Annotated in this window: 25 protein-coding genes and 1 riboswitch; of the genes, 12 read left to right on the top strand and 13 right to left on the bottom strand. The window is 33.4% G+C overall.

Going from position 1 to position 25,555, the window contains the following annotated elements:
- Positions 1–62: 62 nt before the first annotated feature.
- From FC091_RS10705 to FC091_RS10695, 3 genes are all read right to left on the bottom strand, one after another.
- On the bottom strand, positions 63–857 hold the full coding sequence (locus FC091_RS10705; RefSeq protein WP_138434269.1) for an ABC transporter ATP-binding protein: 795 nt from the start codon (positions 855–857) through the stop codon (positions 63–65).
- 95 nt (positions 858–952) lie between these two features.
- The gene (locus FC091_RS10700) at positions 953–1,981 is read right to left on the bottom strand and encodes a FecCD family ABC transporter permease (RefSeq protein ID WP_138434268.1); all 1,029 of its coding nucleotides are present in this window, start codon (positions 1,979–1,981) and stop codon (positions 953–955) included.
- A complete protein-coding gene (locus FC091_RS10695) occupies positions 1,982–3,139 on the bottom strand; it encodes an ABC transporter substrate-binding protein (RefSeq protein ID WP_138434267.1) in 1,158 nt (385 codons plus the stop codon). It lies immediately after the preceding gene.
- Positions 3,140–3,425: 286 nt separating this feature from the next.
- Positions 3,426–3,619, top strand: a riboswitch (cobalamin riboswitch).
- 101 nt (positions 3,620–3,720) lie between these two features.
- Here FC091_RS10695 and FC091_RS10690 point away from each other — a divergent pair.
- The gene (locus FC091_RS10690; protein ID WP_138434266.1) at positions 3,721–5,652 is read left to right on the top strand and encodes a TonB-dependent receptor plug domain-containing protein; all 1,932 of its coding nucleotides are present in this window, start codon (positions 3,721–3,723) and stop codon (positions 5,650–5,652) included.
- A 32-nt stretch (positions 5,653–5,684) separates the two neighbouring features.
- On the opposite strand, the gene FC091_RS10685 is transcribed toward FC091_RS10690, so the two are convergent.
- The gene (locus FC091_RS10685) at positions 5,685–7,142 is read right to left on the bottom strand and encodes a S41 family peptidase (protein WP_138434265.1); all 1,458 of its coding nucleotides are present in this window, start codon (positions 7,140–7,142) and stop codon (positions 5,685–5,687) included.
- Positions 7,143–7,304: 162 nt separating this feature from the next.
- On the opposite strand from FC091_RS10685, the gene FC091_RS10680 reads away from it, so the two are divergent.
- Genes FC091_RS10680 through FC091_RS10665 form a run of 4 tightly spaced genes read left to right on the top strand, consistent with a single transcriptional unit; the run spans position 7,305 to position 9,446 of the window.
- Complete coding sequence (locus FC091_RS10680; RefSeq protein ID WP_138434264.1) at positions 7,305–7,814, top strand: RNA polymerase sigma factor; 510 nt, start codon at positions 7,305–7,307, stop codon at positions 7,812–7,814.
- Positions 7,801–8,295 carry a hypothetical protein gene (locus FC091_RS10675; protein WP_138434263.1) on the top strand — a complete coding sequence of 165 codons (495 nt, stop codon included), beginning with the start codon at positions 7,801–7,803 and terminating at the stop codon, positions 8,293–8,295. Before FC091_RS10680 ends, FC091_RS10675 begins: the two co-directional genes overlap by 14 nt.
- 24 nt (positions 8,296–8,319) lie before the next feature.
- A complete protein-coding gene (locus FC091_RS10670; protein ID WP_138434262.1) occupies positions 8,320–8,895 on the top strand; it encodes a DUF4252 domain-containing protein in 576 nt (191 codons plus the stop codon).
- Between the two features lie 5 nt (positions 8,896–8,900).
- Positions 8,901–9,446, top strand: coding sequence for a DUF4252 domain-containing protein (locus FC091_RS10665; RefSeq protein WP_138434261.1), 546 nt, complete (start codon positions 8,901–8,903; stop codon positions 9,444–9,446).
- Between the two features lie 20 nt (positions 9,447–9,466).
- On the opposite strand, the gene FC091_RS10660 is transcribed toward FC091_RS10665, so the two are convergent.
- The 3 genes from FC091_RS10660 to FC091_RS10650 form a co-directional block, all read right to left on the bottom strand.
- The gene (locus FC091_RS10660; protein ID WP_138434260.1) at positions 9,467–9,694 is read right to left on the bottom strand and encodes a hypothetical protein; all 228 of its coding nucleotides are present in this window, start codon (positions 9,692–9,694) and stop codon (positions 9,467–9,469) included.
- Positions 9,691–11,034, bottom strand: coding sequence for an adenylosuccinate lyase (purB, locus tag FC091_RS10655; protein ID WP_138434259.1), 1,344 nt, complete (start codon positions 11,032–11,034; stop codon positions 9,691–9,693). The genes FC091_RS10660 and purB overlap by 4 nt, the downstream gene beginning before the upstream one ends.
- A 112-nt stretch (positions 11,035–11,146) precedes the next feature.
- Positions 11,147–11,710, bottom strand: coding sequence for an adenylosuccinate lyase (locus tag FC091_RS10650; protein WP_138434258.1), 564 nt, complete (start codon positions 11,708–11,710; stop codon positions 11,147–11,149).
- Positions 11,711–11,890: 180 nt separating this feature from the next.
- On the opposite strand from FC091_RS10650, the gene FC091_RS10645 reads away from it, so the two are divergent.
- From FC091_RS10645 to FC091_RS10630, 4 genes are all read left to right on the top strand, one after another.
- Positions 11,891–12,364, top strand: coding sequence for a heme-binding domain-containing protein (locus FC091_RS10645; protein ID WP_138434257.1), 474 nt, complete (start codon positions 11,891–11,893; stop codon positions 12,362–12,364).
- Between the two features lie 128 nt (positions 12,365–12,492).
- Entirely contained in the window at positions 12,493–13,764 is a 1,272-nt protein-coding gene (locus FC091_RS10640; RefSeq protein ID WP_138434256.1) for a glycosyltransferase, read from the top strand.
- 182 nt (positions 13,765–13,946) lie between these two features.
- Positions 13,947–14,390: a hypothetical protein gene (locus FC091_RS10635; RefSeq protein ID WP_138434255.1), complete on the top strand. Its 444-nt coding sequence runs from the start codon at positions 13,947–13,949 to the stop codon at positions 14,388–14,390.
- Entirely contained in the window at positions 14,390–14,590 is a 201-nt protein-coding gene (locus tag FC091_RS10630; RefSeq protein WP_138434254.1) for a helix-turn-helix transcriptional regulator, read from the top strand. Before FC091_RS10635 ends, FC091_RS10630 begins: the two co-directional genes overlap by 1 nt.
- A gap of 29 nt (positions 14,591–14,619) precedes the next feature.
- On the opposite strand, the gene FC091_RS10625 is transcribed toward FC091_RS10630, so the two are convergent.
- The gene (locus FC091_RS10625; RefSeq protein ID WP_138434253.1) at positions 14,620–15,294 is read right to left on the bottom strand and encodes an SIR2 family NAD-dependent protein deacylase; all 675 of its coding nucleotides are present in this window, start codon (positions 15,292–15,294) and stop codon (positions 14,620–14,622) included.
- 137 nt (positions 15,295–15,431) lie between these two features.
- Between FC091_RS10625 and FC091_RS10620 the strand changes: the two genes are divergently transcribed.
- A complete protein-coding gene (locus FC091_RS10620) occupies positions 15,432–16,091 on the top strand; it encodes a TrmH family RNA methyltransferase (RefSeq protein WP_138434252.1) in 660 nt (219 codons plus the stop codon).
- On the opposite strand, the gene FC091_RS10615 is transcribed toward FC091_RS10620, so the two are convergent.
- A complete protein-coding gene (locus FC091_RS10615; RefSeq protein WP_138434251.1) occupies positions 16,088–16,897 on the bottom strand; it encodes a carboxypeptidase-like regulatory domain-containing protein in 810 nt (269 codons plus the stop codon). The genes FC091_RS10620 and FC091_RS10615 overlap by 4 nt on opposite strands.
- A 200-nt stretch (positions 16,898–17,097) precedes the next feature.
- Between FC091_RS10615 and FC091_RS10610 the strand changes: the two genes are divergently transcribed.
- The gene (locus tag FC091_RS10610) at positions 17,098–19,494 is read left to right on the top strand and encodes a T9SS type B sorting domain-containing protein (protein WP_138434250.1); all 2,397 of its coding nucleotides are present in this window, start codon (positions 17,098–17,100) and stop codon (positions 19,492–19,494) included.
- A 5-nt stretch (positions 19,495–19,499) separates the two neighbouring features.
- On the opposite strand, the gene FC091_RS10605 is transcribed toward FC091_RS10610, so the two are convergent.
- From FC091_RS10605 to FC091_RS10590, 4 genes are all read right to left on the bottom strand, one after another.
- Positions 19,500–21,293 (bottom strand): DEAD/DEAH box helicase, encoded by a 1,794-nt coding sequence (locus FC091_RS10605; protein ID WP_138434249.1) that lies wholly within the window; start codon positions 21,291–21,293, stop codon positions 19,500–19,502.
- Between the two features lie 334 nt (positions 21,294–21,627).
- Positions 21,628–22,299 carry a hypothetical protein gene (locus FC091_RS10600; protein WP_138434248.1) on the bottom strand — a complete coding sequence of 224 codons (672 nt, stop codon included), beginning with the start codon at positions 22,297–22,299 and terminating at the stop codon, positions 21,628–21,630.
- Between the two features lie 138 nt (positions 22,300–22,437).
- Positions 22,438–22,944 (bottom strand): DUF3124 domain-containing protein, encoded by a 507-nt coding sequence (locus FC091_RS10595; protein WP_138434247.1) that lies wholly within the window; start codon positions 22,942–22,944, stop codon positions 22,438–22,440.
- 99 nt (positions 22,945–23,043) lie between these two features.
- Positions 23,044–23,619 (bottom strand): non-canonical purine NTP diphosphatase, encoded by a 576-nt coding sequence (locus FC091_RS10590; protein ID WP_138434246.1) that lies wholly within the window; start codon positions 23,617–23,619, stop codon positions 23,044–23,046.
- A gap of 82 nt (positions 23,620–23,701) precedes the next feature.
- Between FC091_RS10590 and FC091_RS10585 the strand changes: the two genes are divergently transcribed.
- Positions 23,702–25,498 carry a glycoside hydrolase family 2 TIM barrel-domain containing protein gene (locus tag FC091_RS10585; protein WP_138434245.1) on the top strand — a complete coding sequence of 599 codons (1,797 nt, stop codon included), beginning with the start codon at positions 23,702–23,704 and terminating at the stop codon, positions 25,496–25,498.
- The last annotated feature ends 57 nt before the right edge of the window (positions 25,499–25,555 follow it).

Below are 25,555 nucleotides of genomic sequence, written 5' to 3'. Positions count from 1 at the left end.
GAATTTATCAAAGATACATTTTTAGTATGAAGTAAGTAGTATGAAGCTCAAAGATGAAAAGACTATTTCTTCACTCTAAAAATTCCAGAAGTATTATCAAAAGAAATTAAATCATCAGGAAAAAGGGATTCAAAAACACCTTGAGAAATAAGATTGCAAGGTTGATCATAAACAACATTTTCTTTTTGCATTACGATCATGGTGTCACAAAGTTGAATGGCTAAGTCAATTTCGTGAGATGAAAATAAAATGGTTTTACCTGTTTCTTTAGTTAGCTTTTGAAGCAATTTTAAAATATACGCTTTATGATACATGTCTAAATGCGTAGTGGGTTCATCCAAAATAATGATATCTGTGTCTTGTGCTAAGGCACGTGCTATCATTACTTTTTGCAGTTGACCGTCACTTAGTTCGTAGCATTTTTTGTTTCTAAGTTCTGAAATGTTAACCAGCTTAAAGGCGTTTTCAACGATCTCAATATCTTTTGAGGTTAAACTGCCTACCCAATTGGTGTAAGGATGTCTTCCCAATGCGATGAGTTCGTATACAGAGAGGTTTTTTGAAGTTAATGCTTCGGTTAAAACAATACTTAGTTGTTTAGCTAGGTCTAAAGACGATATCGTTTTTAAATCTGTATCATTTAAAAGTACAGTTCCAGATAGTGCAGGTTGCACCTTAATTAGTGTTCTTAAAAGCGTAGATTTACCAATACCATTAGCACCAACCAAACCGATAAGTTGTCCTTTTTCCAGTTCAAAATTAATGTTTTGAGAAATGACTGCTTCTCCCTTTTTGGTCTTGTAACCAATGGATAGGTTTTTGGCTTTTAGGATGGTATTTGGTTTTTTAAAATTCAAGATATAAAAGCAATTCTGTCATCCTGAACTTGATTCAGGATCTCATTAGATTCCGCATTAAGTGCGGAATGACAAGTTAGATTTTTCATTTTCATTTAAAACATAATTTTTCGTTGTCTAACCAACAGCCAAATCACAACAGGTGCACCAATCAAAGCGGTTATAGCATTAATAGGTAAAGTGTAATCGCTACCAGGAACCTGTGCTATGCTGTCGCAAATAAGCATTGTAATAGCACCAAACAAAAATACTGCAGGTAATAGTATTTTGTGATTAGAGGTTTTAAAAATTTGACGCGTTAAATGCGGAATGGCCAAGCCAATAAACGCAATTGGACCTGCGAATGCTGTAATGGTTCCTGCAATTAAACTTGTTGCTAGTATGATGATAAACCGACTTTGTTTTAGGTTAATACCTAAACTTTTGGCATAATTTTCACCTAGTAATAAGCTATTCAATGACTTTATTGACATGATACTCAAAATCATACCGACAAGATATATTAAGAAGAAAATACCGAGTTCTTTCCAAGATAAATTGCTTAAGCTGCCAAAACCCCAAAAAACGTATTGTTGCAATTGCTCTGCAGAACTAAAATACGATAACACACTTACCACTGCAGCAGTAATGCTTCCAAACATTAAGCCTATAATAAGTATGGCCATGGTGTCTCTAACTTTATGCGATACAGCTAAAACCGCTAATAATACTAGGAAACTACCAAGACTGGCTGCAATGACAATACTCCATTTTGAGATTAAGGCTGTAGCGAAAAATCCACCAAATAAACCAGACCCTAAAATTATTAAAGCGACACCTAAACTGGCACCAGACGTAATACCTAAAACAAAAGGACCTGCTAATGGATTTCTAAATAAGGTTTGCATTAACAATCCTGAAACTCCAAGTCCAGAGCCAACTAAAATTGATGTTATAGCTTTAGGTAGCCTGTAATTAGTAATTATAACGTCCCATGTTGTGTTATCAATATTACCAAATAGGCTACCAATTATACTCCTTAAAGGGATATTTACAGAGCCTAAACTAATATTAATAAAAAAGAAAGCAATAAGTATTACTACAAGTAATGCATACTGAAATTGATATGTTTGGGATTTATGCAATTAGTTAAGAGGTTTAAAGAAATGTGGAGTGTAATTCTGTAATAGATCTGGATGGCATATTTTTATAAGATCTTTTAAAACCAAATCTGGTCTTGCTGTTCCTAATTCATAATATAAAACGCCACCTGTTGCACCCGTAGTGTTAACAAACGAATAAATTGATTTATTATTAAAGGCATCAAAGTTGGTATAGAGTTCACTAGCTTCTTCAAGTTGTTTGTAGCTGGAATAGTAGGATGGACTTAACCAAATATCAGCATGTTGGGCTTTTTCTAAAACCACTTCAAAGCTAAGTGCTAAACTTCCGTTTCCAGAGGTGTCACTCCATAAATAATTAACATTAGCATCTTTTAAAAATTGTGCTTCTGGACTAGAACCATTTGGTAAATACCACACGTCTTTATGCATTGCACCACTCAAAACGGTTGGTTGTTTTTTTGCATTAGCAGCTATTTTTTTAGCTTCTAAATAGTCGCTTTCAATATTATTAAAAATAGAATCTGCTTCTTTCTCTTTATTGAACAACACTCCAAAAAACTTTATCCATTCAGCCTTCGCTAGAGCTGAAGACTCTACCCAATCACCATTATAAATTACCGGAATACCAGATTTTCTAATCGTTTCAAAAGTTTTGTTGACACCATCTACACCAAATCCGATAACAACGTCTGGGTTTAGTTCTAACAATACTTCTGTATTAATACCTTCGTTTTTGCCAAGTTCTCTAACCAGTCCATCGTCAATACGTTTTCTGGTTTTTTCTGACGATATGTAATCTGTTCCTGGAAACCCTACCAATGTTTGTTCTACACCAAGTAATTCTAATGCAGGAATATGTGTTGTTGAAGTTACAACAAGTTTTGTAATGTTATTCGTAATTATACCATCGTAAGCACCGCTTGGAAACGTCATTACAGCCAACTGCTCTTTAGAAACAATGAGATATTTATATGTTTTTTTTGCTTCTGGCCAAGGACTATTAATCGTTAAGATTTTATGGGTAGAATAATTTTCAACAGCAAACCCTTTAGCATATTTTAATATTAAACTGCTTTGATCTTTGCTTGGCAAATCAGGAAACGTTCTTAACGATTCCTTTTCTTCCTTGCAATTAAATAGGAATGTGAATAATAGAATAAAAACAAGTGACTTTCTCATCTATTTAAAATTAGTCAATAGTTTATGATTTAGTTTTTTTTAAGGGGCAATGAACCTAGTTTTCCAAATGCCCATTATGGGCTTTCATATGTAACTATTGTAACTCATTAATATGTTTGTTAATTGTAGTTTTGTTAAAACTTCAATAATGAGAGACGATTCAAATTTAACCATATATATTATTGCAGGAATTATAATTGCACATTTTTTAGTTGGTTTTATCTATCTCATTTACAAAATGAATAAGAAAAACGACAAATAAACCTTTCATTTTTTAAGATTACATTACTTTTACGCCGAAATCTGGTTTTATTCAATTTTTATTGAATGAATTAAAAGGGAATTTGGTGAAAATCCAAAACTGTTCCCGCAACTGTAAGCTATAAAGCTTGTTGTTACCTTCAATGTCACTGGAATTTTTTCTGGGAAGACCAGCAGCAAGACGCAAGTCAGGAGACCTGCCAATTTCAACAATGAAGTCAAACTTTCGGGATAAAAGTTTACTCGGTAATTGAGTTTAGGTCTTTATAGTAGCCTTACTCAGTATCGCTGTATGTTCTCTCGAGCAATTAATGTATTAAATGAACAAAACAAAATTGTTTTGTAGCATACTAGGTTTAGGTATGCTCACAATTGGATCTGCACAAATTAAACAGGATTCAGTTAAAGTAGAAAAACTAGATGAAGTTGTATTATCAGATTCTCGCTTTGCGCTAAAACGCGAAAATTCTGGTAAAGTCATTACAAAAATCACTTCCCAAGAATTAGAAAAATTACAAGGTCAAAGTATCGCAGAAATTATTGGTAGAACTGTTGGTGTAGAAATTAACGGAGTTAGAAGTAATGCTGGTCAAAATCTAAGTTATTTTGTGCGTGGAGGTAGAAATCGTCAGGTCTTAATTATGATTGATGGAGTGCAGGTAACTGACCCTTCACAAATTGCAAATGATTATGATTTACGCTTATTAAATGCAGATCAGGTAGAGTCTATAGAGATTTTAAAAGGTGCCTCAAGTACATTGTATGGTACAGGTGCAGCGTCCGCTGTTATTAATATTAAATTAAGGGAAGCTTCAAAAAAGAAAGTCAATATCAATCTAAGAAGCACGGTAGGAACTAACAGATCTTCAGAAGATAAAAGTTATGCTTTAGAGGATTTTAGTAATAGTATTTCCATTAATGGAACTGTTGATAAACTGAGCTATTTGGCAAGTTTTGGTCTACAATCTACAGATGGCTTATCAGCAATCGAAAATACAACCGAGTCTGATAAGTTTAAAAGTAATAATGGAAACCTAAAACTGAGTTATAAGTTTAATAATGAATTTAAAGTTAAAGCCTATACAAGTTTTGATAATTATGAAGCTGATTTTGATGATAGCTTCGGTATGATGGATGCTGATAATGTGAGTACGTCTAACCAGTATAGAATAGGCTTATCACCAGAGTACAATTATAATAACGGAACAGTAATATTAAACGCTGCCTATAATAATGTTGAAAGAGAAATAGAGTCTGATTTTCCTTCTACATTTAATGCACAAAGTATAGTGGTAGATGCCTTCAACCGTTATAATTTTAATGATAAGTTTTATACTGTTGTTGGTGTTAATTATCAAAAGAATACGATGGAAAGCTTTTCTATTCCTTTTGGTGAAACTGATTTTAGTCAGTCTATTAACCCAGACAACGCCACATTTATTATTACAGATCCTTATGTTAATGTAGTTTATATCTCAGATTTTGGACTAAATATAAATGCAGGAATGCGTTTAAATAACCATAGCGAATACGGTAGCCATTTGGTGTATAGTATAAATCCTTCTTTTAAGGAAAAACTAGACTTTGGTTATATAAAAGGTATGGTGAGCTATAGTACGGCATTTATAACACCTTCCTTATATCAATTATTTGAGCCAAATTTTGGAAATCCAAATCTAGACCCAGAAGAAAATGATACATTCGAAATAGGAGCTGAACTGCACTTAGAAAATAAAGCTACATTAAGTTTAGTTTATTTTAATAGAAATGAAGAGAATTTTATTGATTTTGTTGATACAGGAGGTTTTGTTTTTCAGTATCAAAATATTGAAGAATCCTTCAATGCAAATGGTCTAGAGTTTGTAGCCAACGTATCTGCAATTAAGAATTTAAATCTCAATACCAATGTTACTTATACGGTTGTTAATGAAGACTTAGGTTTGCGTATTCCAGAGTTAAAGATTAATGCAAGAGTTGATTATCAATTATGTGATAAGACAACTTTAGGGTTATCATATCAGTTTAATGATGATAGGAATGACATTTTCTTTGATAATACTACTTTTGAGAATGTAACAGTAAATCTAGAGCCATTTATTATTACAGATTTTTATGTGAGTCATAAAGTTTTTAGGGATAAGATGACATTATTTGCTAATGTAACCAACATCTTTAATGAAGAATACCAAGAGCTTTTTGGGTTTGAAACGAGAGGAAGAGGATTTAATTTTGGATTTAATTTAAAATTATAAAAGATAAAAAGCCGCTCTATGAGCGGCTTTTTTTATTGATCTTCAAACATTAAATTTTCAATAGGTGAAAATTTAATTTGACTTTCCAAAGTTCTAATTTGCGTTTCAAATGTTCTACTGGCAGGTCTGTCATCTGTTGTTATTTCTACAATTGCAGTTGCTAAAAGTGGATCTGATGAGGTTCCTAAGCTACCTAAATTTCCCGGTGTTTCAATATACGGAATATCAGGTATGAGACCAGATGCTGGTACTAAAATTTCGTTTACGTTTGTTGAATTAGCTGTTAGGGGAATTAATGCATAGTTATGACCAACATTTATATTTTGTGTGTCAAAATCTTGAGAGTCAAAAACTAATCTATTAGATTGGGTTTTACCTGCTGTAGTGTCACCAATATGTACAACTTCAATATAAGGTCTGAGGCTATTAATAATTAGTTCACTTGCTGAGGCTGAACTTGCAGAAGTTAATACATAAACCTTACTTAAATTAAGGCTATTAATAGCGGCACTATTGGATAACGTATTTGTAAATTCGTAATCTCTGTTCTGTACTTGTTGATTATCATTATAGAATAGTTTGGAAAATACTTGTCCATTAAATTGTCCTGTAATCATGCTAGCTAAATGCACAGCAGTTTGTATGCTACCACCACCATTATATCTTAAATCTAAGATCAGTTCTTCAGCACCTTCAGCTTGAAACTGAGCAAATGCAGAATTCAACTGACCATCAAAAGTGCTGGTAAATCCATTATACATAAGATAGGCAACATTGGTACCAGAAAAATCAAGAACTTCTGCAATATGGATAGGATTTTCTGTATAAGCTTCTTTAGAAAGAGAGATGCTCTCTCCATTTAATTCAATGGTGTCGTCTTCTACTTCAGAAGTGCCATTTGTTAAATAATTAGCAAAGTTTAAGGTATAGGTATCTTGGCTTAACAATTCTATTCTGTTTTCCACTGTTAAATTGACACCATCTACAGCTCTAAAAATTTGCCCTCTCACTAATCCTAGATTATCGGCTACGCTGTTGTTAAGTACTAAGGTTATAGCACCAAATAGTTGCGCATCACTGCCAGGTATAAAATAAAGTCTAAACTCTAATCCATTGGTTAATATTGTGCCTTGTTGAGCGTTTAAAATATCAAAATAATTAGGGACAATTACACTAAAATCGTCTAAAGTATCAAACTTTAAAGTTTCAAATAATTCTTCCGGTGATTCAAAATCGTCTAAATAGGCTTGGTATTCTTCCGTTTTATCATAACGGTCATTAATACCATTAATGCCAAATCTATCATTAGACAAATCAGGAATATTGCTATTGTAAAGATAATAGGCATTCATAGCTTTCCATACAAAATCTTTAATGTCAGTACTAGAAATAAGATTATCGTCTTGGTCTTCAAAACAGCTTGTAAAAGCTAGGCATATTAAAGTGGTTACAATAAATGTTTTGGTAAAAATTTTTTTTAAAGTTTTCATAGCTTTTTTTCTTAATAATAGCAATACTTTACATTATGTCTGTAAAACTCTAAATTTACTTACATTATTACAAATAAAAAAACTTTGTAACAAATTGTAAAGTGTATCGTCGTAATGTTGAAGGTCTATAAAAAACACCTTTAACCACCAATCAAAAAAGTAATGAAGCAGGCAGATTTTGTAAGCTTGGTAATGCCATTTAAGGATAAAGTATTTCGTTTAGCCAAGCGTTTATTGGTTTCGCGAGAAGAAGCTGAAGATGCTACACAAGAAATACTGTTGAAATTATGGAAGAATAAAGAGAAGATTGAAGATTATAAAAATGTTGAAGCCTTCTCTATGACAATGACAAAGAATTTTTGTTTGGACAGACTAAAATCTAAACAAGCACAAAATTTAAAAATTGTTCACAGTAATTATACTGATAACAATGCGTCATTACAAAAGCAAGTTGAAGCTAAAGATAGTGTAGATTGGGTATCTCGAATCATGGAAGATTTACCCGAACAACAAAAAATAATAGTTCAGCTAAGAGATATAGAACAGTACGATTTTGCTGAGATAGCTAAAATGCTAGATATGAATGAAACCGCAGTGCGTGTTAATCTATCTAGAGCAAGAAAAACAATAAGAGAAAAATTAACTAATACACATAGACATGGTATTAAATAATATAGAAAAGTTAATAGAAAAGTATAACAATGCAGAGACAACACTGGCAGAAGAAACTCAGCTAAGAGATTACTTTACAGGTAGTGATGTTGCACCGCATTTAGAACATTACAAACCTATGTTTGTATACTTTTCTCAGGCACAGCAAGAGCAGTACACCAAAGACGTTCCATTAAAACCTAAGAGAACAAAAATGTATCAATGGATTTCTGTCGCAGCAGTCACGGTTCTTATGTTAGGTCTTATTATTCCGCAAATTCTTGGTCCTTCAAAAGAAGAGATAAGACAAAAAGAATTAGCAATGGAAACCTATAATAAGACCATGGAAGCTTTAAGTCTAGTTTCAATAGGAATGAACGAAGGTAAAGAACAACTTAATTCATTAACCTTAGTTTCTGATAATCTTAATCAAGGTTTAGAAGAAGCGAGTAGGCTAACTGAGTTTTCAAAAGCAACAAACAGAATATTTAAAAACAAGTAAAACACACACAAAAATTAAAGAATTATGAAAAAAGTAATTGTAATAATCGCGCTTATTTTAGCACCAATGTTATCAGGTGCGCAGAGCATCTTTGATAAGTATGAAGACATGAAAGATGTAACATCAATTGTTGTTACTCAAAAAGCTTTCAGAATGTTAGCTACAATAGATCTAGATGTAGATGATCCTGAAGCAAAGGAATTCATGGAAATGGTAAAAAAGATTACAGGTCTTAAAGTATTTACTACAGGTGACGAAAAAATATCTACAGACATGAAAGCTACCGTGGATAAGTATTTAAAATCATCTGACCTTGAAGAGTTAATGCGTATAAAAGATGGTGAGCAAACCGTTAAATTTTACGTTAAGGAAGGAAAAGATGAAAATCACGTTAAAGAGTTATTAATGTTTGTAACTGGGTTGAAAGAACTTACAGAAGGTCAAGACATTGAAATAAACGGAAAAAAGCGTGAAATAGAGACAGTTCTATTAACCCTTACTGGAGACATCGATTTAAGACAAGTTTCTAAAATCACAAACCAAATGGATATTCCAGGTGGTGATCAGTTAAAAAAGGCTGATAAAAACAATAACGACTAATAGTTATGATACAATCAATCAAAAAATCAATAGTAATGTTGCTTTTGGTTGTGGCTTACACAAGTTGCAACCAAGGGCCAACGTTGCAAACTTACTTTGTAGAGAACGAGCCTAAACCTGGCTTCTTATCTATAGATGCACCTGTTGACTTACTAAATATTGAAGAAGTTGAGCTAACAAAAGAACAGGAAGAAGCGTACAAATCAATGGATAAGATAAACATTTTAGCCTTTAGATTAGATGCGAATAATACACAGGAATACGAATTAGAACTTGCAAAAGTAAATACCATCCTTAAAAATCCTAATTACGAAGAATTAATGCGCGGAGGGAATAGTACGGATGGACGATTTAAAGTAATGTTTATAGGTGACGTTGATAATGTAGACGAACTCATTATTTTTGGCAACGCTAGTGATCAAGGTTTTGTAGTTGCAAGAGTATTGGGAGATAATATGAATGCTGGAAAACTAATGTCTTTACAATCTGTATTAAAGGATATGAATTTTGATAATACAAACCTTAATGGTATAACAGACTTTTTTAAATAAACTGACAGTTATTTAAAATGTTAATTAGAATCGTCTTGAAGCTCGTCTTCAGGGCGATTTTTTTTGGTGTCATTTTTTAGTGCTTGCACAAAAGCAAGAACTAGCAAGCCAGCAAAAAGTGTAAATAATAAAGCTTTAATGATAAAATAATCCAATACCTCAAACATTCCGGCTGTAAAAAAACCAAAAGTAATAACAGCAACAAAAAGAAGTGCTAAAGAATTTTTACTTATCGGAAAGAGTTTCATATACCAGTGTAATTACTAGGTGATATTGTTTTCAATTCAGATTTAATAGCATCTGAAACCTCTAAAGTATCAATAAATTCTGAAATTGATTTTTTAGTAATTGCTTCATTAGTTCTTGTAAGGCCTTTTAATGCTTCATAAGGATTCGGATACCCTTCACGACGCAGTATCGTTTGTATTGCTTCAGCAACAACTGCCCAATTGTTTTCTAAGTCTTGTTCAAATTTAGAAGCATTTAAAAGTAATTTGCCTAATCCTTTCAAGGTAGATTTAAAACCAATAATTGTGTGCCCAAACGGTACACCAACATTTCTTAAAACTGTACTATCTGTTAGATCGCGCTGTAATCTAGATATTGGTAATTTAGCAGAAAGATGTTCAAAAATAGCGTTGGCAATACCTAAGTTACCTTCACTGTTTTCAAAATCTATTGGGTTTACTTTATGTGGCATCGCAGAGCTACCAACTTCACCTTTTTTAATCTTTTGCTTAAAATAATCCATAGATACGTATGTCCAGATATCTCTGTCTAGATCTATGATAATAGTATTAATGCGTTTTAACGCATCAAATAAAGCAGCCATATGGTCGTAATGCTCTATCTGTGTTGTTGGGAACGAGTGCTGTAAACCTAACTTTTCTTGTACAAAAGACGTTCCAAAGGCTTTCCAGTCTACATTAGGATAAGCCACTTTATGCGCATTAAAGTTACCTGTCGCACCACCAAATTTAGCAGCACTTGGTACATCGTTTAAAAGGTTAAACTGTTCCTTCAATCTTGCCGCAAACACGTCAATCTCCTTACCTAAACGTGTAGGTGAAGCAGGTTGGCCATGTGTTCTGGCCAACATTGGTATAGCTTTCCATTCCTCTGCTAAGTCTTCAATTTTTTTCAGTAAGGTTAAGTATTCAGGAGTATAAACATCGTTCATGGCTTCCTTTATACTTAGCGGAATTGCAGTGTTGTTAATGTCTTGAGATGTAAGCCCAAAATGAATAAATTCTTTATGGTCAGATAAACCTAGGGCATCAAACTTTTCTTTAATGAAGTATTCAACCGCTTTTACATCGTGATTGGTTACTTTTTCTATCTCTTTTATTGCAGCAGCATCAACTGGTGTAAAGTTTTTGTAGATGGCTCTTAAATCTTCAAAAACACTGGTTGAAACTGATTTTAGTTGAGGTAAAGGCAATTCGCATAGCGCAATAAAGTATTCAATCTCTACTAAAACACGATATTTTATTAAAGCTTCTTCAGAAAAATAATTACCTAAAGCCTCTACTTTAGATCTGTATCTGCCATCTATCGGTGAAATTGCGCTAAGTGCTGTAAGTGCCATTTAAGTTGGTTTTTTAGAAGCATCAAAGATAGTGAAGTAAGTTGAAAAGTGTAAAGTAAGTAGTGTAAAGTTTGAAAGAAATAGAACTGAAATACTTTGCACTTTTTACATCCTATTTATTGATTTTTTTTAGAATATGCCTTGCTCTGGCTTTAAAACCTGAGCTTTGCATTTGAAAATCGCGTTCTAAAATTATTGCCAATTCTGGGTGAATCCAATCATATTCTGTGCCTAGTAAATAAAGCGAATTCATAGAGTAGGCTTTAGGTGCAATTTTTTCGTCATTAATCATCCAATCAAAACAAGCTTCAATAATTTTTTCTTTGTGAGATTCGCTAAGGTGCAGTTTTATCTTTGTTTCATGTTTTTCGTAGTAAGCTGTTATTAAGTATTCACAGATTTTAGCCATTGGTCGTACCGCAGGATCTAGGTGTACTTTTGAAATGTTTTGTGTAAAGGTGTCTAAATGCGGAATAATAACCTCAAGATTTTCGCCACACATAAATTCAAACACCCAAGCTGCTCTGCACGAAATTTTATCATCTACATCAAATAATATTTTCAGAAGTGGTTTTACTAATTCAGGCTGATTTAATACCAAATTGGCATAATGTAATCGCTTCTCACGAGAGTGGTTAACGTAATTTAATTCCTTATAAAGTTGTGCTTTTGTCAAAATAATTGTCAATTAGCTTCGCTCAGTTCGACCTTGTCTCATGTCGAGTGTTTTTTAACACATTGAGTAAGTAAAAAAGTATCGAAAATTAATTTGTACTAAATTTACTTGTTTTCGATATAATTTTCTTTCGAAAATCACTCAAACTGACGTAAATTTAGATTTCTAAATTAATCAAAAATGAAAATTTTAAAAAGAATCGCTTTATTACTTCTTGTTGTTTTTATAATTGCTCAATTTTTTGGACCAGAAAAGAATGATGGCGACATTGCTACGGTTGAAGCTTTTATAGCAGATACAAATCCACCTGAAGATGTGCATTTAATTTTAAAAAATGCGTGTTTTGATTGCCATAGCGACCATACCCGTTATCCTTGGTACAGTAATATTACACCAGTAAATTATTGGATGGCAGATCATGTAAGACATGGTAAAGGAGATTTTAATGTATCTAAATGGAATGATTATTCAGACAAGAAAAAAGATCACAAACTAGAAGAACTAGCTGAAGAAGTTGGAGAAGGCCATATGCCATTACCTAGCTATACCTGGACGCATAGCGATGCTAAACTCAGCAAAGAACAGATTGAAGCCATAGAAGAGTGGGTGAAAATGGCTAGAATTAAGTATGCTTTCTTAAAAGATCCACAATAGAAGAGAACAAATAAAGGCTAGACTGTCATTGCGAAGACGAAGGACGTGGCAATCTCTTTATTTTTAGTTATTACTTCAACAGATTGCCATGCTTATGCTCGCAATGACACATTATCTTTGAATATTTAATGAAAAATAAATTACTAATCATTGGTTTTGTTTGGCCAGAGCCCAAAAGTTCTGCTGCTGGTAGTAGAATGTTGCAACTTATTGAGCAATTTCTTAATCAGGATTTTGAAATTACTTTTGCCTCTGCTGCCAAAACTTCTGATAATACTTACGATTTATCTCTACTCGATGTAAAGACACAAAGCATACTATTGAATGATGTGTCTTTTGATGCCTTTATAAGTCAATTGCAACCAGATGTTGTGCTTTTTGATCGGTTTATGGTAGAAGAGCAATATGGCTGGCGTGTGGCTGAACAATGTCCAAATGCTTTATGTGTTTTGGATACTGAAGATTTTCACGGTATACGCAAGGCTAGGGAACTGGCTTTAAAAGAAGGTGTAGATGTTACAGTTGAGCATTTGCAAAACGATACCACTAAACGCGAAATCGCCAGTATTTATCGTTGCGATTTAAGCTTAATAATCTCTGAAGCTGAAATAGACATTTTAACCCAACAGTTTAAGATTGATAGAAGCTTACTACATTATTTACCGTTTCTATTAGAACCTGTTGCAGTAGAAGCTATAACACAATTACCGAAATTTGAAGAGCGACAACATTTTATAACCATTGGTAATTTTTTGCATCCACCAAATTATGATGCAGTGTTATTTCTAAAACAATCCATTTGGCCATTAATAAGACAGCAATTGCCGAAAGCAGAGTTACATATTTATGGTGCTTACGAATCTCAAAAAGTAACGCAACTACATAACAAAAAAGACGGTTTTTTAATTAAAGGTTTTGCAGAAGATGTAAACGATGTAATGCAACAAGCAAAGGTATGTTTAGCTCCATTGCGTTTTGGTGCAGGACTAAAAGGCAAGCTTGTCGATGCCATGCAAAATGGTACACCATGTGTTATGTCCAGAATTGCTGCTGAAGGTATGTTTGATAATGGGTCAAAAGATGTGTGTCACACTGAGCGTAGTCGAAGTGTCTTTGTAAATGGATTCATTACAGATGATCCAAAATCTTTTACCCAAAAAGCATTAGAACTCTATACCAAAGAAGAAGTTTGGAAAGACAAACAAAACATCGGTTTTATGGTTTTAAAGCATCGTTTTGATAAATCTAATTTCAAAGACGAGTTTACACAAAAAATAGAAGATTTAAGAACTGATTTAAAAAGCCATCGTCAAAATAACTTTATTGGTAATATACTACAGCATCAAACTTTACAAAGTACCAAGTATTTGAGTAAATGGATTGAGGAAAAGAATCGTTGAGAATTCCTTATCGCTTGGGATATGAATCCGTTTCAATGATTTATATCCACCAATAACGAAGTTCACTTATATGATTAAAAATATCAAGTTCTTGTTAAATCACTTGTGTAAAATTAAAATGTAAAGTATATTTGTCATATAGTAAAAATTATTTTACTAATTATAAAATATATTTGTCAATAATGAATGCTAAAAAAATTATAAAATGCGAACGTTCTAAAATTGAAAAATGGTCACAGTTTCAATTGAATAATCATTGGAAAATCAAAGGAATCATATTTTGTTTTATAATATTCGTTGCAACAATTGTCTTAAAATTTAACGAAGTAAATACTGAGTGGGTTAGGTTTGGTTTTCGCAAGGCCTTATTAGTAGGTCTATTAGTAATAGCTTTGAGTAAAGAAAAAACCGAAGATGAAATGATAGTTTCTTTAAGAGCAAAGTCATTTAGATTAGCTTTTATTTTAGCTGTTTTGTACGCTTTAATTCAACCTATTGTTGATGTTTTGGTTTTTAACTTACTTGGCAAACCAATATCGTCAAGTTCTTTTAGTTATTTTCAGGTTTTATCATTTATGCTTATTATTCAGATTATGTTTTTTGAAGTTTTAAAACGTAATCGATGATGGAAAATACAATAAAGGTAGAACGTGCTATTCTCAATCTAACTCAAGGTGATTTAGCTGAAAAAATAGGTGTCTCTCGACAAACAATAAATTCTATAGAGGCCAATCGTTATGTACCATCTACGGTTTTAGCGCTGAAATTATCTAAGGTGTTCGGTAAACCGGTTAATGACTTTTTTAAGTTGAGTGAAGGTGATTAGCTTAATTGTAAGATTAATTCAATTTTTTATCACAGCATTTCTATGAGAACCTTCATGCCTTCTGTTGCTGGTTTTGCAATGACCTTAATGTCAGTATTTCTGGTTACCGCTGGTTTAGGGTCTATATAATATATTTCAGTATCTGGTTGTACATAATGCATTAAACTTGCTGCAGGATATACTTGCATGCTCGTTCCAATAATAACAAGTATATCTGCTGCGTAACAAATTTTAATGGCAGTATCCATCATAGGCACGTCTTCACCAAACCAAACAACATGAGGCCGCAGCTGATAACCTTTCTCGCAGGTATCTCCTATGTTAATATCCCCTGTCCAAACTCTGATATCCTTTGGATTGCCAGTACTTCGTATTTTCTTGAGTTCTCCATGTAAATGTATTACGTCTGTACTGCCAGCACGTTCGTGCAAATCATCAACGTTTTGGGTGATGATGGTGACCTTGTGATTTTTTTCAAGTGCAGCTAAGTCTAGATGTGCCTGGTTGGGTTCAACGGTTTTAAGCTGTCTTCGTCTTTGGTTATAAAAATCCAAAACAAGCTCAGGATTTTGTCTAAAACCTTCTGGTGAAGCCACTTTCATTACATCGTGTCCTTCCCAAAGACCATCATGGTCTCTAAAGGTTTTTACACCACTTTCGGCACTCATACCAGCACCTGTTAATACAACAATGTGTTTTTCCATGGATTAAAAATATAAAATATACTATCATTACGAGCGTAGCGCGATAATCTTTTACATTGAAATTCAATTATTTTAAAATTGCCAAGTCATTCGTTCTACATTCCTTGCAATGACAGTAATTTTTTTAATTTTGAGTCATGTCAGATTTAAAACTATTAGAACATCTAGAATCCTATCTTACAGAAAACCGAAGAGCGCGTTTTGAAAAAGTCCTAGCTCAGCGGACTAAATATTTTACTGTAGCCACAGAAGATGTGTATCAGTTGCATAATACAAGTGCAGTTATTCGTTCTTGTGATGTGTTTGGAATACAAGAAGTAAATATTGTAGAAGAGGTAAACTCTAAGCGGATTGATAGGGAAATTGCCATGGGAGCTCAAAAATGGGTAGACTTAAATCGTTATCATACCACAAAATCTTGCATTGAAGATTTAAAGTCTAAAGGTTATCAAATTGTAGCAACAAGTCCGCATGCAGAAGATTGTGATCTTATTGATTTTGATATTACTAAACGGTCTTGTTTCTTCTTCGGAAGAGAAACTGAAGGCCTTTCTCAACAAGTTTTAGACCAAGCCGATTGTTTTTTAAAGATACCAATGGTAGGTTTTACCGAGAGTTTAAATATTTCGGTATCAGCAGCAATAATTCTTCAGCATGTTACATCATGGTTGCGTAAATCAGATATTAATTGGAGATTAACTGAAGAAGAATATATAGAAAAACGTTTCGATTGGATTAAAAAAACACTTAAGGATTACGATGCTATAGTAGAGCGATATTACACCAATAACAATTAAGCTTTATCTTTTTTCTTCTTATTTTTACGATCCTTACTACGCTGAATCACTTTGTATTCCTCATAGCACTCACTTATAGCATCAAGAATTTGAAGATCGTTAGCAGTATTGATAAAGTCTTTAGAGTAATTACACTGATTAACAATCTCATCTAAATCGTACTTGGTAACTTGAAGTAATACCATTAGCATTTCTCTATCAAAACGCTTGGCTAGCTGATTTCTAATTTCGTCGTCTTCCTTAATCTTTTTAAGCTTATGCATCTCGTTTGGCTTCTTACCAAACATATTGTAAAGAAAATCAGCAGGATTAAAAATAGCACCTAAAACTTTAGTTGCTATATTAGGTTTTCCGCCTTCATAAGCCTTACCATACAAGCCAGAAATACGATATTGGTTGTTGTTTCTAACAGGTACCTGCTTTATATCTACCTCTAAGTAACCAGTAAGCTCAAGCGATTTTACGGTAACTTCCTCTAGCGCCAGAGCTAATTCGGTCATTACGATTTCCGTGTTACCAAACTTTAGCCAGTCATTTGTAACTCTTACTTTAATAGACTTGTAACCTATGTAAGAAAGATGTAATGTGTCGTTAACTTTAGCTTTAATTTCAAACTTACCCTCATCATCTGTAGCTGTACCAACAACTTGATTAATATTTACAATATTAACTTCGCTTAAAGCCTCTTGATTTGTAGAACTTTTAATAGTTCCTTTCACCGTTTCAGGTGTCTTTGTGGCAGTACTATCTTGACTATAGCTATAAACTGTAGCAAAGCATAAAAATATAATGAGTAGGTATCGCATAGTGTTAAATACAATGTAAAGGTAATAAACAAAACTGATTTTGCACTTTTACCAAAAAGATTTGACTAAATATTAACAACATATACAATATTTTTTAGGTGATCTGTTTGTATATTTGAGTTAATGATGAACTGTTAAAAACTTATATCTTACGGTTTAGTGACTTGAGTTTTTATTTTAATAATATGTAAGCTAGAGCTTTGAAGAAAACAATACTATTATTTTTCTTGTTCTCTTTTGCAATTCTTAGGGTTTTTGGTCAACAAGAAACATCTACTTGGTATTTTGGTAATAACGCTGGTTTAGAGTTTACTGGTGATCAGCCAATAGCCTTAAATGATGGACAGATGTCTACAATAGAAGGATGTTCAACCATTTCTGATGATGATGGCAATATTTTGTTTTATACCGATGGTCTTAGGGTTTGGGATAGTACAAATCAAGTTATGCCAAATGGTGAAGGTCTAACTGGAAACCACTCGAGTACCCAATCTGCATTAATAATACCAAAGCCAGGTTCCTCAAATTTATACTATATTTTTACTACAGACAGCGAAGCTGGTTCTAACGGTTTAAAATATTCTTTAGTGGATATGAGTCTTAATTCTGGATTAGGTGATGTAACTTCAATTAAAAATGAGGATTTAATAGCTAATGTTACCGAAAAAATTTCCGCGGTTCTTCATGCGGATAATTTTAGTTACTGGTTGTTGGCTCACCAATGGGGTAATAATAATTTTTTAGCATATAAAATTAATGAAGCAGGCATTAACGTAGATCCTGTAATATCTTCAGTAGGCACCGTTCATGGTGTGCCAGTAGTAGATGAGAACTTTGGAGTCGTCTATAATTTTACTGAAGCCATAGGTCATTTAAAATTTTCACCAAATGGAAGTAGAATAGCAATTGCAAAAGCAGGAGGTGTTAATGCAGGAGTAGAAGTGTTTAATTTCAACACAAGTACGGGCGAAGTATCTGACCCTATTTTTATATTTGAGCTTTTTGATCAAAATATATCATCGATAGAAGGTGCATATGGAGTTGAGTTTTCCAGAAATAGTAATCGTCTCTATGTTTCAACTCATCTTTTTTCTCAGGAATATGCATCAGAAGTGCATCAATTTGATCTTTCGCTATCAGATCCAAATGATGTTATCAATTCAGATACCGTTATTTACAGTAGTCAAACAATACTTGGTGCCTTACAATTGGCAGTAGATGGAAAAATTTACGTAAGTAACTTTGGGAAAACAAGTTTAGATGTCATTGCAAACCCTAATTCCTTAGGTTTAAATGTAGATTATATTAATGAATATATTAGTCTTAATGATAAAGTTGCAACATTAGGTTTACCTTCTTTTGTACAATCATTTTTTAATCCCAAAATTTCAATAACTAGCAACTGTTTTGGTGAAAGTACTAATTTTGAGATCCCTCAAAATCTAGATGCCTTAGCTGTTACGTGGGATTTTGGTGACGGGTCATTTTCCAATGTTTTTAATCCTACACATACCTATCAAAATCAAGGTAGTTATACAGTTACTGCTACGATAACTAGCGCAACTGAAACCATTTTTTTGACTGAGGAAGTAAATATCTTAAATCAACCAATTGTCAATGAGCCAGATAATTATTATTTATGTAGTAATAATAATACGGATTTCATGAATTTTAACCTGAGGCAAAAAGCTGCTGAAATTAGGGCAGGCCAAACAGAGGCTGAGCTTATTGTAGAATTCTATACTTCAGAAATTAATGCAATAAATAGTATAAGCCCTTTAAGTTATAACTATACTAATGTGTCTAACCCGCAAACACTTTATGCGAGAGTTTATTATAGAAATAGTCCGGATTGTTTTAATTTGACGTCTTTTAATCTGTTTGTTTTGCCGTCACCTAGAAGCACTTCAGAAATTGTTTATCTGTGTCGTGGTGAGACAATTGAGTTAGATGGAGGTGATGGCTATGATCTTTTTAATTGGTCTACAGGAGAGACAACACAATCTATAACAATTAATCAAAGTGGTATATACAGCGTTGAAATCAATAATTTGTTTAATACAGCTAGTCAAGAACAAATACTTTGTTCAAACACAAAAGAATTTATTGTTACAGAGTCTGATAAAGCTACAGTACTTTCAATAGAAGTTAATGATCTGCCAAACGAAATAAACACAATAACTATTACAGTAAATGGTATTGGTGACTACCAGTATTCTCTTGATAATGTAAATTATCAGGATGCTAACGTTTTTACAAATGTACCAGCTGGCGACCACACAGTTTTTGTAAAAGATAAAAATGGATGTGGAAAAGTCTCCGAAGACGTCTATCTGCTATCTTATCCAAAATTCTTTACTCCAAATAACGATGGTATGAACGATTACTGGAACGTTAAACCCTATTTTTCCGAGCCAGATCTGTTAATTGAAATTTTTGACCGTTACGGAAAGCGTATTGCAAAGTTTAAAGGCAATAGTCAAGGCTGGGATGGAACTTTTGAAGGAAAAAGTTTACCAGCAAATGATTATTGGTTTAAAGTTATACGGCCTAATATCAACAAAGTTTTTACAGGTCATTTTAGTCTGAGACGCTAAAACATTTATTTTCTTCTAGATCTGCGTGGTCTGTCTGATGCAGAACGTCTCCCTTTTTTAGGGGATTTATCAGGACGTCTTCCATCTTGTCTTCCAGAATCATTACTGCGTCTAGAACGTCTATCACCACGAGATTTGTCATTACCTTTGCGTTTTCCGCCACGATTTCTGTCGCGTCTTCCGCCACCACTACGTCCTTTATTTTCGCTAACCTCTACATTAACAAAGCGACCATTATACTTAAAGTCCGTAAAAAATGCTAAGACTTTCTCTTCGTTTTCTTTTTCGGTGTTGAAAAATGAAAAACTATCCTTTACATCAACTTTAAAGACATCATCTCTACCAAGCTCTAAAACTTCTTTTAAGAAATCCTTTAAAGACATCCAGTCATAACCATCCTTACGACCAACATTAATAAAGTAGCGTGTGTCTGTGCCAGAGGCTCTTCCCCCATCATCACTACTACGGCCAGAGTCTGAAACTGAAAGGTCTTTAGAGTTTTTATAGTAGTTAAAGAAACGTGTAAACTCAACCGAAAAGAATTTTTTAATCAATTCATCCTTTTCAGTGTCTTCAAACAGTTCGTTAATGCTGTCTAAGTACTTATCAATCTCGTGATTAACTTCTGTATTATGAATTTTATTGGCCAAGTTCATTAATTGCACCTCGCAGATTTCCATACCAGAAGGAATATCTTTTTTTTCAAACTGTCTCTTAATGATGCGCTCAATACTTTTTATTTTTCGTACTTCGCTCTTAGCAACAATGACCATAGAAACACCAGTTTTACCTGCTCTACCGGTACGACCAGAACGGTGTGTGTAAGTTTCTATTTCGTCTGGTAATTGGTAATTGATAACGTGTGTAATATCATCAACATCAATACCACGTGCAGCAACATCTGTAGCCACAAGCATTTGTATTTGCTTGTTTCTAAACGATTTCATAACTAAATCACGTTGATTTTGGCTTAAATCACCATGTAATGCTCCAGCACTGTAACCATCCTCAATAAGCTTTTCGGCAATCTTTTGTGTATCGCGTTTTGTTCTACAGAAAATTACCGAGAAAATATCAGGATTAGCATCTGCCAAACGTTTTAATGCCAAATAACGATCACGACCATTAACCAAATAATACTCATGCGAAACATTGCTTGTACTTTCGTTTTTGTTACCCACTGTAATTTCAATTGGGTCGTACATAAACTCTTTTGCAATGGTAGCCACCTCTTTTGGCATGGTTGCAGAAAATAACCAAGTACTTTTATCCATTGGTGTATGTGATAAAATATCCGTAATATCGTCATAAAAGCCCATGTTTAGCATTTCGTCGGCTTCGTCTAAAACACTGTATTGTATTTTAGAAATATCTACCAGATTACGGCTAATCATATCTTTCATACGACCAGGAGTAGCAACAACAATTTGTGCACCCTTTTTAATCTGCTTGGCTTGGTCTGTTACGCTTGCACCACCATAAATGGCAACAACGTTTAGGCCTTTACAGTATTTACCATACAATTTTAACTCGTTGGTGATTTGTAAACATAATTCTCTGGTAGGTGAGAGGATAAGCCCTTGCGTGGTTCTGCTATTGATATCAATTTTTTGAAGCATCGGAAAACCAAATGCTGCGGTTTTTCCTGTACCAGTTTGCGCCAATGCTACTAGGTCGCGTTCTTCTTCTAATAATACTGGAATTGCTTTTTGTTGGATTTCACTTGGTGTTTCAAATCCTAAATCTGAAATACCATTAAGAAGGTCTTCATTAAGACCAAGGTTTTGGAATGTACTCATTCTTGTATTTAATGTATGCGATAAATTAATGTAGTGTTACATTAGAAGCGTATCGACATACTTAAACCAAAACTTCTCGTAACACACCTCACTCTGAGGTTCTCGCGTTTTCTTTAATATACGCGAATTTTTGCGCAAAGATAGTCTTTTATTTGGATTGGTGAGGTTTTGTTACGCTTATCGGTTTTGTGTATGGCTTGTTGCGTGAAAATTAGCAATTATTTTTCGGATTAATCACAAGCCAGATTTTTAAATTTGACGATTTCCAAATACCACTTAACTTCGTTTGAACAACTAATTAGCTATGAGCTTTATACCGTGTTGTACATAGTATTTATTCAAAATCAGATGAATTTATTTCAACTTCATATTCATATAATTCTGTAGTATCATTAATTGGAATTTCAATGTCATAGTTTAGGTTAGGGTTTGGTTCTCGAATACTAAAGTTAATATTATTTACGATATTTTTATCAATCCAAATTCTTCTAACAGAATTTTGTGTTGCAGGTGGTATTCTGTCAGTTATTCCACCTGGGAATTGTTGATAAACTGTAATTTCTTGATTTATTATATCTGTAGTAATTACCCTTAAGTCGACTGGATAAAGTTGTAATGCCTCAAAATTTAATTCTAACTGTTGTCCAATAATTTCATCTTGAATAGTTTCGTCGGAATCAAAAATATGAACTTCTTTATTATACTCAATTTGGATTACGTATCTACTTCCATTTCCTGATGTTTTGAAGGGTAGATTGTATGCCCCATTAATGTTTGTATATGTTGAGTCTATATATCCATTGAAAATTGAACTAACTCCGGATAACGTACTTATTTCTCTGAACTCAGCTATCTTTAATTTCTTATTGATTATTGGTAAATCATTCGTTGAATCATAAATTTCACCAAAAATTATAGTTTCTATATCAGCCGGCAGAGGTTCTTTTTCACAGCTCGTAAATATTACCGTGAAAAGGATTAAAATAAAAATCAATTTTTTCTTCATAGCTATAGGACTATATTATGCACAACGATTTGGATATGAATCTGTTTGAAGGATTTATATCCACCGATAAGCGAAGTTCGGGTTTTTAAATAAACAAGTCAATACGTAACATTACGTATTTTTCAATGGTTAGTAATATTATTTAATCCTTTTGGCTGTTGTTGTAAAGGATAGGCCTTGTTGTCCCATAGTTGAGGTCATCACTCCTTCAAAAAGTGGTGCAGGGCAGTTGGTTGGGATTTTCCATTCAAAAATAAAATTAGAGCCTGTACCACCAGAAACATCAACTTCGTCTATAACTATTTCTGTGGTTTCCATTGGCGCAAGATAAATAGGAAAATCAAAATAGGTTCTTACAGATTTACCATGTGTGTCGTAATACTCAGCTCTTAACAGGTAAATGGTATCCTTATCGCTTGTGTTTCGCATACTAACCATAGAGGTGAGATTATGTTTTGTGTGTTCGGTTAAGCTATAGATTTGAGAGTAGACAGAAAGATAAGATTTGCCATACTCTAAAGAGTCTGATGTTTTTAGTTCAATAGCTCTTTTAGACCAGTTTTCTGGATTCAACGAGGTGTTTTCCTTTTTTGTTTCGCAGCTAAAAACAATAAGTGCAAGAAAAAGTATATGATGAATTTTCATAAGTTTTATAAGTATGCTATAGCGTTTTTTATTAAAAACAGTAATAATCTAAGTTTATTTAAAGATAATAGTTATGGCTATTAATCCATATATTTTTTGTTAAAACTGATTCAAAAACGCAATTAATTGTGTGACTGCCTTACCACGATGTCCAATCTTGTTTTTTTCTTCTAAAGAAATCTCAGCAAAAGTTTGGGTGTAGCCTTCAGCTTTAAAAACTGGGTCGTAACCAAAGCCTTTATCACCTTGTTTTTCTCTTGTAATTTCACCTCTGCAGATGCCAGTAAAAGTTTCTATTTTACCGTTGAGATGCAATGCAATTACGGTTTTAAACTGCGCTTTACGAGAGGTCGCATTTTTAAGATTGGTAAGCAGTTTGTTCATATTATCTTCTGCACTGCGTTGCGGACCTGCGTAATATGCTGTGTCTACGCCAGGCTCACCATGTAATGCATCTACCTCCAAACCTGTATCATCTGCGAAACAATCGTAACCATAGTTGTCTTTTACATAACTGGCTTTTTGTTGTGCATTACCTTCAATAGTGCCAGTAGTTTCTGGAATTTCTTCAAGGCAACCAATGTCTTTTAAACTCAGTAGTTGAATATGTTGCGGTACTAGCGATTGTACTTCTTTAATTTTGTTTTTATTGTTGGTGGCGAATACAATTTGCATAATTGTGAATTTAAGTTTCAAAAATAGGAATATCTCTATTGCTTTTAAAAAAACCTAACTTTATAATTATATTATTGAAATTATGAGATTACTTTTTTTGGTTTATATTTTTTCGTTATGCGTTCACGGTCAAACGGTTGTAAAGAAAGTAGATTCCGTTTGGACATTAGAAGTTGATGGCAAACCTTTTGAAATCAAAGGCGCTACGTTTGGCTATGATAACGATGTGGAAAACTACGACACCTATTTTAAGGATTTAAAGTTTTTGGGTGTTAATACCATAAGAACTTGGGCTACAGGTAAAAACACTCCACAACTCTTAGATGCTGCCGAAAAGTATGATATTAAAGTTATGGTTGGTATATGGATGCGCCATGGAAGGCCAGGCATGGAAGACGATGATCGCTTTGATTATCTCAGCGATACAGAAGGCATGGAAGCGATGTATAAAAATGCTATTAAAACGGTTGAAACCTACAAGAATCATCCTGCTGTTTTAACTTGGGGAGTTGCTAATGAAGTCTATTTAAACATGGCCACTGATGAGGAAAAGCTAGAGTATTCAAAGTTTTTGGAGCGCGTTTGTAGTAGCATAAAAAAAATAGATACCAACCATCCAATAACTTCTGTTGAGGCTTGGACGTTTGGATTAGATTGGTGGGAAAACTACGTACCATCAATAGATATTTACGGACTTAATAGTTATGGTCCTGGAGCAGGTTTACTTCAACAAGAATTAAATAAACGAAATATTGACAAACCTTATATAGTAACAGAGTTTGGTGTAACGGGAGAATGGGATGCTCAAACCGATAAGAATGGTGTAAAAATAGAACCATCAGATACGGAAAAGTATAATGCCATTACTGAAGGTTATAAAAATTGGATTGTAAATAAGCCATCCTGTTTGGGCGTGTATGTGTTTCATTACAGCAATGGGAAAGATTTTGGTGGAGTTTGGTTAATGACACATTTTAATAATTCACTAAGACCACAATATTGGGCAATTAGAGAAGCTTTTACAGGAAACAAACCTAATAACTATGTACCTAGAATAGCTGAATTTAAATTACCAGATGCTGAGTATAACAGCGAAACTTGGATACCAGTAGACCTACAAATTGAAGATATTGAAAATGAAGTTTTAGATATTAGTTTTCATTATAATCAACGTGAAGGTAGTAGAAGGCGAAGAAACCAAATTCTTCCACTAAAATTCAGAGGGAATTTAGAACAAGGTTTTGAAATTCAATTACCTAATGAAGATGGAGCTATCAAAGTCTATGTCTATGCTAAAGATGCTTTTGGTAATATAGGTATCGCTTCTACATCAATAAAAGTTAAGGACAAAATAGCTGCTGAACGAAAATTTAAGGTGCCAAAAGTAGAGCTGCCATTTTATGTTTATAAAGATAATTCGGATGTGCCTTATTTTCCGTCTGGTTACATGGGAAATTACAGAGCTATAGCGGTAGATCTTAATCATACAGAAAATGTGCACTCAGGTAAAACAGCTATAGAAATAAGTTACAATGTTGGATACGATTGGTATGGTGTTGCTATGGTAGATCCTGCTAATGATTGGGGAGAAATTCTAGGCGGTTATGATATTTCTGGTGCCAAAACTTTTAGTTTTTGGGCTAAGGCAACAAGTACCAATGTTATGGCTACTATCGGTTTTGGACTTATTGATGATGATAAACCATATTACGATACCGCTAAAAAGTCTGTTGAAATTAGATTAACCAATCAATGGAAAAAGTATACCATTAAGACTAAAAGATTGGACTTGTCTTGTATTCGATCTGGTCTTGTAGTTTTTTCAGGTGGAGTAGGACTGCCACATAAAATTTATATAGACGATGTTGTATTTGAGTAATATTCTTTGATGTAGGCAGTACTATTTAGCTTTAAATTTAATGTTCAATTTGTGTTT

This window comes from Winogradskyella algicola, assembly GCF_005869935.1.
Lineage (GTDB): Bacteria > Bacteroidota > Bacteroidia > Flavobacteriales > Flavobacteriaceae > Winogradskyella > Winogradskyella algicola.
Note: the sequence above shows the minus strand (reverse complement) of the source record. Positions and strands in the feature narration are given on the sequence as shown.

Bases quoted from the DNA above. Each gene is read 5' to 3' on its own strand.
- FC091_RS10695 (WP_138434267.1), bottom strand. From the start codon at position 3,139: ATGAGAAAGTCACTTGTTTTTATTCTATTATTCACATTCCTATTTAAT.
- FC091_RS10690 (WP_138434266.1), top strand. From the start codon at position 3,721: ATGAACAAAACAAAATTGTTTTGTAGCATACTAGGTTTAGGTATGCTC.
- FC091_RS10685 (WP_138434265.1), bottom strand. From the start codon at position 7,142: ATGAAAACTTTAAAAAAAATTTTTACCAAAACATTTATTGTAACCACT.
- FC091_RS10680 (WP_138434264.1), top strand. From the start codon at position 7,305: ATGAAGCAGGCAGATTTTGTAAGCTTGGTAATGCCATTTAAGGATAAA.
- FC091_RS10675 (WP_138434263.1), top strand. From the start codon at position 7,801: ATGGTATTAAATAATATAGAAAAGTTAATAGAAAAGTATAACAATGCA.
- FC091_RS10670 (WP_138434262.1), top strand. From the start codon at position 8,320: ATGAAAAAAGTAATTGTAATAATCGCGCTTATTTTAGCACCAATGTTA.
- FC091_RS10665 (WP_138434261.1), top strand. From the start codon at position 8,901: ATGATACAATCAATCAAAAAATCAATAGTAATGTTGCTTTTGGTTGTG.
- FC091_RS10660 (WP_138434260.1), bottom strand. From the start codon at position 9,694: ATGAAACTCTTTCCGATAAGTAAAAATTCTTTAGCACTTCTTTTTGTT.
- purB (WP_138434259.1), bottom strand. From the start codon at position 11,034: ATGGCACTTACAGCACTTAGCGCAATTTCACCGATAGATGGCAGATAC.
- FC091_RS10645 (WP_138434257.1), top strand. From the start codon at position 11,891: ATGAAAATTTTAAAAAGAATCGCTTTATTACTTCTTGTTGTTTTTATA.
- FC091_RS10640 (WP_138434256.1), top strand. From the start codon at position 12,493: ATGAAAAATAAATTACTAATCATTGGTTTTGTTTGGCCAGAGCCCAAA.
- FC091_RS10635 (WP_138434255.1), top strand. From the start codon at position 13,947: ATGAATGCTAAAAAAATTATAAAATGCGAACGTTCTAAAATTGAAAAA.
- FC091_RS10630 (WP_138434254.1), top strand. From the start codon at position 14,390: ATGGAAAATACAATAAAGGTAGAACGTGCTATTCTCAATCTAACTCAA.
- FC091_RS10625 (WP_138434253.1), bottom strand. From the start codon at position 15,294: ATGGAAAAACACATTGTTGTATTAACAGGTGCTGGTATGAGTGCCGAA.
- FC091_RS10620 (WP_138434252.1), top strand. From the start codon at position 15,432: ATGTCAGATTTAAAACTATTAGAACATCTAGAATCCTATCTTACAGAA.
- FC091_RS10615 (WP_138434251.1), bottom strand. From the start codon at position 16,897: ATGCGATACCTACTCATTATATTTTTATGCTTTGCTACAGTTTATAGC.
- FC091_RS10605 (WP_138434249.1), bottom strand. From the start codon at position 21,293: ATGAGTACATTCCAAAACCTTGGTCTTAATGAAGACCTTCTTAATGGT.
- FC091_RS10600 (WP_138434248.1), bottom strand. From the start codon at position 22,299: ATGAAGAAAAAATTGATTTTTATTTTAATCCTTTTCACGGTAATATTT.
- FC091_RS10595 (WP_138434247.1), bottom strand. From the start codon at position 22,944: ATGAAAATTCATCATATACTTTTTCTTGCACTTATTGTTTTTAGCTGC.
- FC091_RS10590 (WP_138434246.1), bottom strand. From the start codon at position 23,619: ATGCAAATTGTATTCGCCACCAACAATAAAAACAAAATTAAAGAAGTA.
- FC091_RS10585 (WP_138434245.1), top strand. From the start codon at position 23,702: ATGAGATTACTTTTTTTGGTTTATATTTTTTCGTTATGCGTTCACGGT.